The 13,788-nt window shown below is 71.2% G+C and carries 13 protein-coding genes; 2 read left to right on the top strand and 11 right to left on the bottom strand.

Going from position 1 to position 13,788, the window contains the following annotated elements; all coding sequences use genetic code 11:
• Window positions 1–97: 97 nt before the first annotated feature.
• The 7 genes from ACFE7H_RS02890 to ACFE7H_RS02860 are packed head-to-tail and all read right to left on the bottom strand — an operon-like array spanning window position 98 to window position 8,629.
• A complete protein-coding gene (locus ACFE7H_RS02890; RefSeq protein ID WP_375399678.1) occupies window positions 98–1,336 on the bottom strand; it encodes an acetylornithine transaminase in 1,239 nt (412 codons plus the stop codon).
• Window positions 1,333–2,229, bottom strand: a complete 897-nt coding sequence (argB, locus tag ACFE7H_RS02885; protein ID WP_375399705.1) for an acetylglutamate kinase — start codon at window positions 2,227–2,229, stop codon at window positions 1,333–1,335. The genes ACFE7H_RS02890 and argB overlap by 4 nt, the downstream gene beginning before the upstream one ends.
• Window positions 2,230–2,255: 26 nt before the next feature.
• Complete coding sequence (gene argJ / locus ACFE7H_RS02880; RefSeq protein WP_375399677.1) at window positions 2,256–3,407, bottom strand: bifunctional glutamate N-acetyltransferase/amino-acid acetyltransferase ArgJ; 1,152 nt, start codon at window positions 3,405–3,407, stop codon at window positions 2,256–2,258.
• Entirely contained in the window at window positions 3,404–4,447 is a 1,044-nt protein-coding gene (gene argC / locus ACFE7H_RS02875; RefSeq protein ID WP_375399676.1) for an N-acetyl-gamma-glutamyl-phosphate reductase, read from the bottom strand. The genes argJ and argC overlap by 4 nt, the downstream gene beginning before the upstream one ends.
• A gap of 56 nt (window positions 4,448–4,503) precedes the next feature.
• Entirely contained in the window at window positions 4,504–7,056 is a 2,553-nt protein-coding gene (gene pheT, locus ACFE7H_RS02870) for a phenylalanine--tRNA ligase subunit beta (protein WP_375399675.1), read from the bottom strand.
• A 4-nt stretch (window positions 7,057–7,060) separates the two neighbouring features.
• Window positions 7,061–8,098 carry a phenylalanine--tRNA ligase subunit alpha gene (pheS, locus tag ACFE7H_RS02865; protein ID WP_375399674.1) on the bottom strand — a complete coding sequence of 346 codons (1,038 nt, stop codon included), beginning with the start codon at window positions 8,096–8,098 and terminating at the stop codon, window positions 7,061–7,063.
• A 60-nt stretch (window positions 8,099–8,158) separates the two neighbouring features.
• Complete coding sequence (locus tag ACFE7H_RS02860; protein WP_375399673.1) at window positions 8,159–8,629, bottom strand: hypothetical protein; 471 nt, start codon at window positions 8,627–8,629, stop codon at window positions 8,159–8,161.
• A 136-nt stretch (window positions 8,630–8,765) separates the two neighbouring features.
• Here ACFE7H_RS02860 and ACFE7H_RS02855 point away from each other — a divergent pair, with 136 nt between their 5' ends.
• Window positions 8,766–9,197 (top strand): organic hydroperoxide resistance protein, encoded by a 432-nt coding sequence (locus tag ACFE7H_RS02855; protein WP_375399672.1) that lies wholly within the window; start codon window positions 8,766–8,768, stop codon window positions 9,195–9,197.
• A 180-nt stretch (window positions 9,198–9,377) separates the two neighbouring features.
• The gene (locus tag ACFE7H_RS02850) at window positions 9,378–11,372 is read left to right on the top strand and encodes a protease pro-enzyme activation domain-containing protein (protein WP_375399671.1); all 1,995 of its coding nucleotides are present in this window, start codon (window positions 9,378–9,380) and stop codon (window positions 11,370–11,372) included.
• Between the two features lie 67 nt (window positions 11,373–11,439).
• Here ACFE7H_RS02850 and ACFE7H_RS02845 read toward each other — a convergent pair whose 3' ends face one another.
• From ACFE7H_RS02845 to infC, 4 genes are all read right to left on the bottom strand, one after another.
• Entirely contained in the window at window positions 11,440–12,234 is a 795-nt protein-coding gene (locus ACFE7H_RS02845; protein ID WP_375399670.1) for a TrmH family RNA methyltransferase, read from the bottom strand.
• Between the two features lie 93 nt (window positions 12,235–12,327).
• The gene (rplT, locus tag ACFE7H_RS02840; protein ID WP_375399669.1) at window positions 12,328–12,714 is read right to left on the bottom strand and encodes a 50S ribosomal protein L20; all 387 of its coding nucleotides are present in this window, start codon (window positions 12,712–12,714) and stop codon (window positions 12,328–12,330) included.
• Between the two features lie 67 nt (window positions 12,715–12,781).
• A complete protein-coding gene (gene rpmI / locus ACFE7H_RS02835; RefSeq protein WP_375399668.1) occupies window positions 12,782–12,976 on the bottom strand; it encodes a 50S ribosomal protein L35 in 195 nt (64 codons plus the stop codon).
• Window positions 12,976–13,596, bottom strand: a complete 621-nt coding sequence (gene infC / locus ACFE7H_RS02830) for a translation initiation factor IF-3 (RefSeq protein ID WP_375399704.1) — start codon at window positions 13,594–13,596, stop codon at window positions 12,976–12,978. Before infC ends, rpmI begins: the two co-directional genes overlap by 1 nt.
• Window positions 13,597–13,788 lie beyond the last annotated feature (192 nt).

Here is a 13,788-nt window from a genome sequence, read left to right as displayed (position 1 = left end):
GGAATCGGCGGCGCCACCCCCATCAGCAGATTGACCAACCTCCCTGGACAGCACACCTAGGGGCGCCGATTCCGGCGGAGCGGGAGGGGGTGCGGGGTCAGACCGCGGCGAGGGCGGTGGCGAAGCGGGAGCCGAACTCCTCGATCTCGGCGTCGCCGACGATCAGGGGCGGCGCGAGGCGGATGGAGGTGGGGTTGATCGCGTTCACGATCAGCCCGGCTTCCAGCGCGGCTGCACCGATCGCGGGTGCCGTGTCAGGGGTCACGCCGACGCCGATGAGCAGGCCGCGACCACGCACCTCCACTACGTGCCGAGAGCCGATCGCGCGGATGGCGTCCGCGATCTGCCGACCCCGGGTCGCGGCGTTCTGCACCAGGCCGGCGCGGTCGATCTCGTCGAGCACCGCGTTCGCGATCGTGGTCGCGAACGGGTTGCCGCCGAAGGTGCTACCGTGGTCGCCGCGCTGGAAGAGGTCGCTCGCCCAGCCGAAGGTGACCAGCGCGCCGAGCGGCACGCCGCCGGCGATGCCTTTCGCCATCGTCACGGCGTCGGGCACCACCCCCTCGTGCTGGTACGCGAACCAGGCGCCGGTGCGGCCGATGCCCGTCTGGATCTCGTCGACGATCAGCAGCACGCCGTGGCGCTCGGTGATCGCGCGCGCGGCGGTCAGATACCCCTCCGGCAGGGGGACGACGCCCGTCTCGCCCTTGATCGGCTCCAGGATCAGCGCGGCGACGTCGTCGCCGATCGCCGCCTCCAGCGCCTCGACGGTCGACTCGATGTGCGTCACGCCCGGCGCCATCGGCCCGAACGCCGCCTGCAGCGCCGGCTTGCCGGTGAGCGCGAGCGCCCCCATGGTGCGCCCGTGGAACCCGCCCGTCAGGGTCAGGATGCGCGGCCGGCTGCCTCCGCCGTGGCGCCGGGCGAGCTTGAACGCCGCCTCGTTCGCCTCCGCGCCGGAGTTGCCGAAGTACACCCGACCGGCCTCGCCCGCGCCTGTGATGGCCTTCAGCCGCTCCGCCAACTGGATCTGCGACGGCGTCGCGAAGTAGTTCGAGACGTGCACCAGGGTCGCGGCCTGGCTGCTGGCGGCCGCGACGATCACCGGATGCGCGTGCCCCAGGGAGTTGACGGCGATGCCGCCGAGGAAGTCGAGGTAGCGATTGCCCGCGTCGTCGAACACCCAGCAGCCCTCGCCGCGGACGAGCAGGCGCAGGGCGGGGGCGTAGCTGCCGACGAGCGCGGAGTCGCGCCGCCGCGCCCAGTCATCGACCGAAGCGTCGCCGAGCGACGCGTCACCGAGCGCCGTGAGTGGCTCGCCGATGTCGATCGTCATGCGCGGGTCACCTCCGTGCCGATGCCGCTGCCCGTGAAGATCTCGAGCAGTACCGAGTGTGCCACGCGCCCATCGATGATCGCGGCCTTCGGCACCCCCCCGACGACCGCCTCCAGGCACGCGGTCATTTTGGGGATCATGCCCGTCTCCAGGCCGGGCAGCAGTGCGGCCAGCTGGTCGGCGGTCAGGGCGCTGATCAGCGACTGGCGATCGGGCCAGTCCGCGTAGAGCCCGGGGACGTCGGTGAGCACGATCAGCTTCTCGGCGCCGAGCGCCACGGCGAGCGCTGCGGCAGCGGAGTCGGCGTTCACATTGAGCGACTGCCCCGGGGCGTCCAAGTCGGGAGCGATCGTGGACACCACCGGGATGCCGCCGGCCGCCAATTGGGCGAGCACGGCGGCCGGGTCGACCTGCACCACGTCGCCGACCTGGCCGAGGTCGACCGGCTCGCCGTCGACGATCGCGGTGCGACGACGGCCGCCGAACAGGCCCGCGTCCTCGCCGGAGAGGCCGCTGGCGAACGGGCCGTGCCGGTTGATGGCACCGACCAGATCGCGACTGACCTGACCGGTCAGCACCATCCGCACCACGTCCATGACCTCGGGCGTGGTCACCCGATAGCCACCCCGGAAGGTGCTGGGGATACCGAGCCGGTCGAGCATCGCGGAGATCTGCGGACCGCCGCCGTGCACCACCACCGGCTGCAGCCCGACCGTGCGCAGGTACACCATGTCCTCGGCGAAGGAGGCGGTCAGCTCCGCGTCGACCATCGCATTGCCGCCGAACTTCACCACGACGATGCGGCCGGCGAATCGCGTGATCCAGGGCAGCGACTCGATCAGCACCGCCGCCTTGGCCGCCGCCTGCGCCGGCGTCGTGGACTGGGTCGGCAGCCGGGGCGCCTCGGACGTGCCGTCGGTCACGAGGAGTAGGCGCTGTTCTCGTGCACGTAGTCGTGGGTCAGGTCGTTCGTCCAGACGGTCGCCGCGGCACCTCCGGCGTGCAGGTCGATGACCACGCTCACGGCCCGGTCGGTCAGGTCGACCAGGTCGCGCGGCTGGTCCGGCTGGCCGGCTTGGCAGACGCGCACCCCGTTCATGGCCACGTCGATGCCGAACGGATCGAACGCCGCATCGGTCGTCCCGACCGCGGCGAGCACGCGGCCCCAGTTGGGATCGTTGCCGAAGACCGCGGCCTTGAACAGGTTGCTGCGCGCCACCGCCCGCGAGACGGCGACGGCCTCCTCCTCGGAGCGGGCACCGCGGGTCTCGATCGCGATGTCATGGCCGGCCCCCTCCGCGTCGCCCTGCAACTGCAGGGCCAGGTCGAGGCACACCTCCGTCAGCAGCCGCGTGAAATCGGCCGGATCCGGAGTGACGCCCGACGCGCCACTGGCGAGCAGGGTGACCTGGTCGTTGGTGCTCATGCAGCCGTCGGAGTCGAGCCGGTCGAACGTGACACGGGTCGCGGCCCGCAGAGCGGTGTCGAGCTGGGGCGCTTCCACGTCGGCGTCGGTGGTCAACACCACGAGCATCGTCGCGAGTCCGGGCGCCAGCATGCCCGCGCCCTTCGCCATCCCGCCGATCGTGTAGCCGTCCCCGCGGCGCTCGGCCTGCTTGGGGTGCGTGTCGGTGGTCATGATCGCCCGGGCTGCGGCGGTGCCGCCCGAGGCGGTCAGCGCGGCCGCCGCCTTCGTCGCGCCGTCGACGAGTCTGGCCGTGTTCAGCTGCTCGCCGATCAGGCCGGTGGAGCAGATCAGCACGTCGCCGGCGGAGATGTCCAACTCCCGGCCGACCGCCTCGGCGGTCGCGTGCGTCACCTGGAAGCCGAGCATGCCCGTGTAGCAGTTGGCGCCGCCGGAGTTCAGCGCGATCGCCGAGACCACGCCGTCGCGGATCACCTGCTTGCTCCAGATGATCGGATTCGCGGTGCACCGGTTGCGGGTGAACACCGCCGCCGCGGCAGCGCTCGGCCCGCGGTTGACGACCAGGGCGAAGTCGGGTCCGGAGCCGGTTCGCAGGCCCGCCTCGACCCCGGCGGCCTCGAATCCGGCTGCTGCGGTGACACTCACGGTGCGACTCCATCCACGGCGAGCCCGGCCGCCTCGTCGAGACCCAGGGCGATGTTGGCGGACTGGACGGCCGCACCGGCGGTGCCCTTGACCAGGTTGTCCAGTGCGGCGACGGTGACCAGGCGTCCGGCGCGCCGGTCGATCGCGAGCCCGATGGCGACGGTGTTCGAACCGAGCACGTGCTGCACGGCGGGGAACACGCCGGGCCCGGTCAGGTGCACGAACCGCTCGTCCCCGTACGCGGTCCGGTACGCCTCGCGCACGGCCTGCTCGTCGGTCCCGTCCGTCAGCCGCGCGGTGCTGGTGGCCAGCACACCGCGCGCCATCGGGACGAGCACCGGCGTGAACGAGAGCGTGCCGCGACGGCCGGTCACGAGCGCGAGGTTCTGCAGGATCTCCGGGGTGTGCCGGTGTATGCCGCCGACGGCATATGCATGCGCGGACCCGAGCAGCTCCGCGGCCAGCAGGTCGTCGCGCAGCACTCGGCCGGCTCCGGAGGGACCGACGGCCAGCACGCTGACCAGGTCGCCCGCGTGCACGAGGCCGGCCGCGATTGCCGGAGCGAGGGCCAGGCTGACCGCCGAGGCGTTGCAACCCGGCGCGGCGATGCGCCGTGCGCCGACCAGGGCGTCCCGCTGCCTGCCGTGCGCGGTCGGCAGCTCAGGGATGCCGCACGTCCAGGCGCCGTGCCAGTCGCCCGAGTAGTAGGCGGCCCAGTCGTCGGTATCGGTCAAGCGATGGTCCGCTCCCGCATCCACGATCAGCGGTACGTCCGGCAACTCGTCGCTCAGTGCCCCGGAGCGGCCGTGCGGCAGCGCGAGGAACACGACATCGTGGTCGCGCAGCACCGCCGCTGATGTCTCCTGCAGGTTCAGATGACCGATGCTGCGCAGGTGGGGCTGCACCTCGGACAAGGAGCGACCGACACTGGCGTGACCGGTGACGGTGATCACGTCGAAGTCGGGGTGGGCGGCCGCGAGCCGCAGGATCTCACCACCGGCATAGCCGCTCGCGCCGGCCACTGCGACGCGCAAGCCCATCGAGCCAGCCTATCGGCGCGCGTCGTGCGTCCCTCGGCGCTCGTGCGCGCCCGCTCCTACTCGCGGAGGGTGGCGCCGGTGCGCGCGGCCGCCGTCGCGGCGCCCGCCTGCTTGGCGGCGGTCGCCTCGGCGGCGGTCAGGGTGCGGTCGGGCGCGCGGAACCGCAGCGCGAACGTCAGCGACTTGGCGCCGTCCGGCACTCCGCCTCCGCGATAGTCGTCGATCAGGGCGGCATGCTCCAGCAGCTCCCCGGCTCCGTCGATCACGGCCTCCAGCACCGATCCGGCTGGCACATCGACGTCGACGACCAGGGAGAGGTCCTGGGTCGCGGCGGGCTGCGGCGAGATCGGCGGGATGTCCACGTGCGCGTCGGCCAGTCGGATGAGGGCGTCCAGGTCCAGCTCCGCGGCGGCGACACGTCCGACGATGCCCGCCTGCTCGGTGAGTGCGGGCAGCAGCTCCCCCGCGCTGCCCACGGGCTCGTCGCCGACCAGCAGCTGCGCCGCGCGGCCGGGATGGAACCCCGGCGGTTGGGTGGCTCGGATGGTGAGGGTCAGGCCGACGGCCGCGGCGACCTCGTGGGCGGCGGCGATGGCGTCGCGCCAGTCGGCGCTCTCCGCAGAGCGGCCAGGCTGCTTCGGCACCTGAGCGCCGCTGAAGACCGCGGCGACGTACTGCGGCTGCGGCGGCAGCGCCGTGGTCAGGCGGCCGAGCAGCTGCGGTGCCGGGCGCGCACCGAGCGGCGGCAGCTCGGCGACGCCGTACTCGACGCCGACCTCGGGCAGGAAGACGGTCCCAGTCTCGAACAGGGCCAGGTCGGTCAGGCCGCGACCCCGGTTGCGGCGCACGATGTCGAGCAGGCCGGGCAGCAGCGACCGGCGCAGCAGCGGCGCGGCGGGGTCGATCGGGTTCGCGATCCGCATGGCCGGGGCGTCGCCGGTGAACGCCGCCTGCGCATCCGGTACGACGAAGGGGTAGGTCTGCACCTCCACGGCGCCCACCGCCGCCAGGGTGCGGGCGACCGACCGCCGCAGCTGCTGGGCGCGGGTGAGTCCGCGGCCGGGCGGCGCGACCGGCAGCACGGAGGGGATGCGGTCGTACCCGACGATACGCACGACCTCCTCGACCAGATCGGCGCTCTCGGACAGGTCGCCACGCCAGGTCGGCGGGGTGACCGTCCAGGCAGCCGCGCGATCCGGGCCCTCTGAACCGTCTGCACCATCCGCGCCTTCCACGACGCTCGCGCCGATCGCCTCGAGCGCTGCGACGGTCTCAGGGGGCGTCGTCGTCACGCCGGCGCGAGCGGACACCGCGTCGTGCGCGAGCAGGATCGCCGCGGGTTCGGGGACGGTCCCCACCACCGTCTGACCGGGCTCCGCCGTCCCGCCGGCGAGCTCGACGAGCAGGCCGGCGGCGCGCTCGGCGGCCGCCGCCGCGACGGCCGGATCGACGCCGCGCTCGAACCGACGGCTCGCCTCGCTGGGCAGGCGGTGGCGCCGCGCGGTGCGGCCGATGGAGACGGGATCGAAAGTCGCGGCCTCGATCACCACGTTGCGCGTGGTGCCGGACAGCTCCGTCGTCGCCCCGCCCATGACGCCCGCGAGCCCGATCGCTCCGGAGTCGTCGGTGATCACGAGGTCCTCGGGGTGCAGGGCGCGCTCCTGGCCGTCCAGCGTGGTCAGCCGCTCCCCGGGCTCCGCGCGCCGTACGCCGAGGCCGCCCTGCAACCGGTCGAGGTCGTAGCCGTGCAGCGGTTGACCGAGCTCGACCATCACGTAGTTGGTGATGTCGACCGGCAGCGAGATGGGTCGGATGCCGGAGAGCCGCAGCCGGGCCTGCATCCAGCGCGGAGTCGTCGCCGCCGGGTCGATGCCGCGGACCACCCGGGTGACGAACAGCCCGGCCCCCGCCCGGCCGCGCAGGGGCGTCGCATCGTCGATCCGAACGGACACCGAGCCGCCGCCGGTCGACGTCGGCGGGCTGACGGCGAGTGCGGGGTCTCGGAACGCCGCTCCGGTGGATGCGCCGTACTCGCGGGCGATGCCGCGGATGGAGAGGGCGTAGCCACGGTCGGGCGTGACGTTGATCTCGACCGCGGCATCGTCGAGGCCGAGCAGGACGATCGCGTCGGTACCGACCTCGGGATCGAGGCCGATCTCGGCCAGCCGCAGGATGCCGTCGTGCTCCTCGCCGACCCCGAGCTCGCGGCTGGAGGCGATCATGCCGTCCGAGACATGTCCATAGGTCTTTCGCGCGGCGATCGGGAACGGCCCGGGCAGGATCGCACCGGGCAGGGTGACGACGACCTTGTCGCCGACGTGGAAGTTGGCGGCGCCGCAGACAATCCCGCGTACCGGTCCGCCGCCGTCCGCGGCGCGCTCGCCGTCCGGCGCGACCTGCACGGAGCACCAGCGGATCGTCTTGCCGTTCTTCTGCGGTTCGGCCGTGAACTCCAGCACCTGCCCGACGACGACGGGACCGGCGACGTCGCCGCCGTGCACCGTCTCCTCCTCGAAGCCGACCCGCACGAGTGCGGCATGCAGCGCCTCGGGCGTGGCGTCGGCGGGCAGGTCGGCCCATTCGCGGAGCCAGCCGATGGGGATGCGCATGCGGCTACCGACCGACCAAGCCGAAGGCGCGGGAGAAGCGCACGTCGCCCTCCACCATGTCGCGCATATCGTTCAGGCCGTTGCGGAACTGCAGGGTGCGCTCGATCCCCATGCCGAACGCGAAGCCCTGGTACTCCTGCGGATCCACGCCGGCGGCACGCAGCACGTTCGGGTGCACCATGCCGCAGCCGCCCCACTCCACCCAGCGGGCACCGCCCTTGGCCGCGGGCTGCCAGACGTCCATCTCGGCGGACGGCTCGGTGAAGGGGAAGAAGTTGGGGCGCAGGCGGATGCGGGCGGCCTCGCCGAACATGCTGCGGGCGAAGTGCTCCAGGGTGCCGCGCAGGTGAGCCATAGTGAGCCCACGGTCGATCGCGAGGCCCTCGAACTGGCTGAAGACGGGCGTGTGGGTGGCGTCCAGCTCATCGGTGCGGAAGGTGCGGCCGGGGCCGAGCACGTAGAGCGGCACGCCGCGCTCGATCAGCGAGCGCACCTGCACGGGCGAGGTCTGCGTGCGCAGCACCAGGTGACTGCCGAGCGGCTCGACGAAGAACGTGTCCTGCGGGCTGCGCGCGGGATGATCGGGATCGATGTTCAGGGCGTCGAAGTTGAACCACTCGCTCTCGAGCTCCGGCCCCTCCGCGATCTCCCAGCCCATTCCGACGAACACGTCCTCCACCTGCTCGCGCAGCAGGCTGAGCGGGTGCCTGGCGCCGGGGATGACGCGCACCCCGGCAGCGGTGACGTCGACGCGCTCCGCCATCAGCTGTGCGGCGCGTTCGGCCTCGACCAGGTCGGCCTCGCGGGCGGCCACCGCCGCATTCACGCGCGCCCGGGCCTGCCCGATCAGCTTGCCCGCGGCGGGCTTGTCGGCGGGCGGCAGGTCGCGGATCGTCGCGTTCAGCCGGGCGAGCGTCGAGGTCTCACCGGTGTGCGCGATCCGCGCCGACTTCAGCTCGGCGCTGGTCGATGCGCCGGCGACAGCGGCGAGGGCCTCATTGACTGCTGCGTCCACGACCTGCGGAGTCGGGGCGTCGGACACGGGTAGCCAGTGTACGGAAGCGGATGCGCGTAGGCCTCCCCGGCGCCCTGGCCGCGACGCTCAGGGCGCCGCGGTCAGCACGGTGGATTCGGTGACGACGACCATCGACGCGGGTGGTGCGGGAGCGATCACGTCGCCCTGCACCGCGACCCACTGGCCGTGACCGACACGGTATTCGGCGGTCCCGGTCGGAGACTCGGTCAACTCCCCCTGACCGAGCTGCGCCCACGACGCACTCCGAGTATCGGTGTGCAGGACCTCACCGTCGCAGTAGTCCCACAGGTGCCCGGACGGCGTGAACCGCACCTGCACGGCTCTATCGAACAACTCACCTTCCGCGGTGACCGGAGCGACCTCCACCCAGAAGTTGGCCGGCACGCCCACCACCGCCCAGCAGCGCGGTTCGGAATGCACCACCCCCTGCGCGGTCAGGAACCGTGCCACGTCGTTCGCCGTCACCACCCGCCCCGCCACCGCCGCGACGCCAAGGCACAGTCCGACTATCGCCGTGCGCGTGATTCCCCTTCGCATCCGGGTACGGCAGGACAGGATGCGCGCGCCGGCCCAGGTCCCTCCACAAGCCGGTCGTCCGCGGCGGGCATAGCGGTAACGCCGGTCCGCTTGCCTCCCACGACGCCGGTTCCGGCGCTCTACGAAGGAGGATCCCTTGGCCGACATCTACACCGCATCCGCCACTTCGACCGGCGACGGCCGCGCCGGCGGCGAGGTCGTCAGCAGCGACGGCCAGCTCGACCTGACCCTCGCCGTACCCACCGAGATGGGCGGCCCCGGTGGCGGCACCAACCCGGAGCAGTTGTTCGCCGCCGGCTGGTCGGCGTGCTTCCACTCCGCGATCAAAGGCGTAGCGAGGGCACAGCAGATCACCCTGACTGATTCCGCCGTCGTCGCCGACATCTCCCTGCTGCCCCTCGACGGCGGCCGCCCCGGCTACACGATCGGCGCGACGCTGCACGTCGAGCTCGCCGGCCTCGACCAACAGGCAGCCGAAGAGCTCGTGCGCGCCGCCCACCAGGTCTGCCCCTACTCGAACGCCACCCGCGGCAACATCGACGTGCAGCTCGTCGTCGAAACCAGCTGAGCCACCCGCAGCTCATTGATGGCAGCGGATCCGGTCTTCCACTGGGTTCGCCATCTTCCACTGCAAGACGGACGCCGCCGGAGAATTTTTCATCACAGACTCTTGTCGCTCCGGAGGGCTGCCCATAGGGTCGTCGGGCCGCGTACCCGCGCGGCTCCCTCCCCCCTCGAAAGATGACGCATGCCCCTGCGCTCGAAGCGATCTTCTGCCCGCGCGATCTCGATGACGGCGCTGTCCGTGGTCGCGGCCGCCGCCCTCTGCTTGACCGGAACATCCGCCGCCGACGCGGCCAGTCGCGCGTCACTCCATGGCTCCGTGCCCTCCTGGGCGGTCCGCAGCAACGATGTCGGAGCCGCGCCCACGGATCAGACGGTGGAAGGCGAGATCTTCGTTCCGCTGAAGAACCAGGCCGGCGCAGAGAAGCTCGCGCGTGACGTGAGCACGCCCGGCTCCAAGAAGTTCCACCACTACCCGTCGGCCGCGCAATGGATCTCGTCGTACGCCCCGTCCAAGGCCACCTTGCGAGAAGTCACACGCTTCCTGCAGGCGGCCGGCTTCACGATCACGGGCGTTCCGAAGAGCCGCGAGTACGTGGTCTTCCGCGGACCCGTCGCGGCGGCGGACGCCGCATTCGCGACCTCGCTGCACCACTTCAGCTACCGGGGGCACACGCTCACGGCGCCGTCGTCGGTACCGTCGGTGCCGACGGCGCTGCGCGACAAGGTCGCAGGTGTGAGCCTGAGTGGTGCGAAAGGTCTGCGCCGCCCGGCGAACGTCGTCCGTCCGACGGCGAAGGCGGTGCACCACGCTGCGGTGAGCGCGAAGGCGGCTCGGGCGGCCGACCTGCCGACCGAGGACGTGTGCTCGCAGTACTTCGGTGAGCACACCGTGCAGGTCCCGCCGGGCTGGGGGAAGGACAGCTACAGCACGGACAACTGCGGTTACACGCCGAAGCAAACCCGCGCCATCTACGGGCTCAATTCGTCCAATAACCGCGGCAAGGGTCAGACCGTCGCCATCACAGACGCCTACGCGTCGCCGACGATCGTGCAGGACGTGAACACGTACTCGGACGGGCAGGGCGAGCCGCGGCTGACCTCCTCCACCTACTCCCAGATCGTGCCGTCGCCGAGTTCGTTCACCGACCAGGACATCTGCGAGCAGCCGAGCGGCTGGCAGGCGGAGCAGACGCTGGACGTCGAGGCGGTACATGCGGTGGCTCCGAAGGCGCACATCCTGTACGTCGGCGGCTTCAACTGCCTCGGCGGGTTGGACCTCGCCCTGTCGAACATCATCGACAACAACCGGGCCACCATCATCACCAACAGCTGGGGCGAGCTCGGCGAGGACCTGAGCATGGCGGAGTCGGTCTACGAGATCACGCAGACGCTGCAGGCAGCGGGTGAAGGCATCGGCACGTACTTCTCCTCGGGCGACAGCGGCGATGAGAGCGTCAACCTGGGCCGGACCGCGGTGGATCTGCCTGCCTCATCGCCCTGGGCGATCGCGGTCGGCGGCACGTCGGTTGCAGTCGGCGCCGACGACAAGGTGCAGTTCACGACCGGTTGGGGGAACAACCTCGATCCGATCGTCGCCGACGCCTCCGGCGCGCTGAGCTACGGGCTACCACTGCCGGGCGTGTTCTACGCCGGTGCCGGTGGTGGCCGCAGCTCGATCTTCGACGAGCCGTCCTGGCAGCGAGGGGTCGTCCCGTCCTCGGTGGCTCAGGGGCGACGCGCGGTGCCGGACATTGCCGCACTCGCCGACCCGTTCACCGGGTTCCTGATCGGGATCCGTCCGATCGTGGACGACTCGACGCTGGCAACCGGCGACTACCAGCAGTTCCCGATCGGTGGAACATCGTTGGCGTCGCCAATCACCGCGGCCGAGGTCGCAATCGTGCAGGCGTCGACCCGCACCACGCTCGGCTTCGCCAACCCCGTCCTGTACAAGGCGAAGCAGAAGCTGTCGGCCGCGTTCACGGACCCGGTGCCGCAGTCACCTCGCCAGGCGGTCGTCTACACATCGGTGGCGGACGACGGCACGCCGACGACCTTCCTGGTCACGCTCGACACCGACAGCTCGCTGCTGTCGCGCAGGGGCTGGGACGAAGTGACCGGCCTCGGCAGTCTGACCTTCAAGCAGCTTCTGAAGTCGGCGTCCATCGGCCGATAGCGAGGCGGGCGGAAGGGGTACCGGTGGCGCAGTCTGTCGGTACCCCTTTCTCTTCACGGCAGGCCGCTCAGCCGCGCTGGGCGAAGGCGGAGGCGTAGAGGCAGACCGACGCCGCGGTCGCCAGATTCAGAGACTCGGCGGCACCGTAGATCGGCACGGAGACAACCCGGTCCGCCAGCGCCCGGGCCTCGGCGGAGACGCCGTGCGCCTCGTTGCCGAACAGCCACGCGGTGGGCCGGGAGAGTGCCTCGCCGAGCGTCGGCAGCGGCTCGCCCGCCATGTCGGTGACCAGGATCTGCAGGCCGGCATCGCGCAGTGCGCCGACCGCCGCCGCGAGCGTCACGCCAGTGGTCACCCCCAGATGGAACAGCGACCCGGTCGTCGCCCGGACCACTTTGGGGTTGTACGGGTCGACGGAGGTGCCGGTCAACACCGCCGCGTCAGCGCCCGCCGAATCCGCGGCCCGGATGACGGTGCCGGCGTTGCCAGGGTCACGGACCTCGTCCAGCAGCACGACCAGCCGGGTGTCGGTGTCGACCAGATCGCGCAGTGCGACCGGCGACTGCCGGGCGACCGCGACGATCCCCTGCGGCGTCTGCGTGTCCGCCATCGCGGCCAGCGCCTCCTCCGACGCCAGCTCCACCTGCACGCCGGCGCCGATCGCCTGCGCGGCCAACTCCGGGTACCGCTCGTGCGCCGCAGTGGTCAGGTACAACTCGACGGCCAGCTCGACGCGGTGCCGGATGAGTTCCCGCACCACCTGCGGACCCTCGCACAGCATCAGCCCGGTCTCGGATCGGGTCTGCTTCTGTCGCAGCGCACGGACACGCTTGACGACCGCGGAACGCGCAGACTCGATCACCCTGCCGATGCTGTCACGGCGGGAGCACCACCGATCGCCGCTCGCACGACGAAGGGCCCGGTCCGCAGACCGGGCCCCGAATCCGAAGGAGTGCTACGCGGCGGCGCTCGGTGCCGATGTGTCCGCCGGCAGCGCGGCCTTGGCCGTCGCGACCAGGCCCGCGAACGTCGCGGGCTCGTTGACCGCCAGCTCGGCCAGGATGCGGCGGTCCACCTCGACGCCGGCCAGGTTCAGACCCTGGATGAGGCGGTTGTAGGTGAGGCCGTTCGCACGGCTGGCCGCATTGATGCGCTGGATCCACAGCCGACGGAAGTCGCCCTTGCGCTGGCGACGGTCGCGGTAGGCGTAGACGAGGGAGTGGGTGACCTGCTCCTTCGCCTTGCGGTAGAGGCGGGAGCGCTGGCCGCGATAGCCCTCGGCGCGCTCGAGGATGACGCGGCGCTTCTTGTGCGCGTTAACGGCGCGCTTGACCCTGGCCATGAATTCTTCTCCTTGATTTTCGAGCGAGCAGCCCGACGGATTCGGTGGACCTGGTAGGTCCGTGGGGCTACTTGCCGAGCAGCTTCTTGATCTTCTTCGCGTCGGGAGTCGACAGCGTCGCGTCCTGGTTGAGGCGACGGGTGCGCACGCTGGACTTGCCCTCCAGGTTGTGCCGCATGCCGGCCTGCTGCTTCATGATCTTGCCGCTGCCGGTCACCTTGAACCGCTTCTTGGCGCCCGAGTGGCTCTTCATCTTCGGCATTACTGCTCCTTCGGCGCAGCACCTGCGGCTGCGGGGGTGGGGGCCGCGTCGGTGGACGCGTCCGTGGTGCGTTGCACGCGCTTGGCGTTCTGCTCCGCCTTGGCGTCGACCTTGCTCTTCAGCGGCCCGATGATCATCACCATGTTGCGACCGTCGATCATCGGCGTCGACTCGACCGACCCGTACTCGTGCACGTCCTCCGCGAATCGCTGCAGCAGCCGCACACCCTGCTCGGGCCGCGACTGCTCGCGCCCGCGGAACAGGATCATCGCCTTGACCTTGTCGCCCGCCTTCAAGAACCCTTCGGCGCGCTTGCGCTTGGTCTCGTAGTCGTGGCTGTCGATCTTCAGGCGGAACCGGACCTCTTTCAAGATCGTGTTCGCCTGATTGCGACGGGCTTCTTTCGCCTTCTGCGCGGTCTCGTACTTGAACTTGCCGTAGTCCATGATCTTGACCACCGGCGGGCGCGAGTTCGGCGCGACCTCGACGAGATCCAGTTCGGCCTCCTGCGCCAATTTCAAGGCCGCTTCGATTGGGACGACACCGACCTGCTCGCCGCCGGGGCCGACGAGTCGGACCTCCGGAACTCGGATTCGGTCGTTGGTGCGGGGATCGCTGATGCGCTTGCTCCTGTTCGATAGCTCTCGAGCGCGGGATGAGCCCGCGCTTGTGGTCGCGGACGCGGTGCGCGTCCACGTCCGACTCCGATTCGACCGGCGGGCGAGTGGTTCGATTCCGTCCCGGGCGCTCGTGGGCACGCCGGAACCTGCACCCTGCGCCGCAACCGCCCATTGCTGGGCAATCGCAGCCGC

It is taken from the genome of uncultured Amnibacterium sp. (genome assembly GCF_964250715.1).
Classification (GTDB): domain Bacteria; phylum Actinomycetota; class Actinomycetes; order Actinomycetales; family Microbacteriaceae; genus Amnibacterium.
The sequence above is the reverse complement of the archived record's forward strand: the minus strand, read 5'-3'. Positions and strand labels throughout refer to the sequence as shown.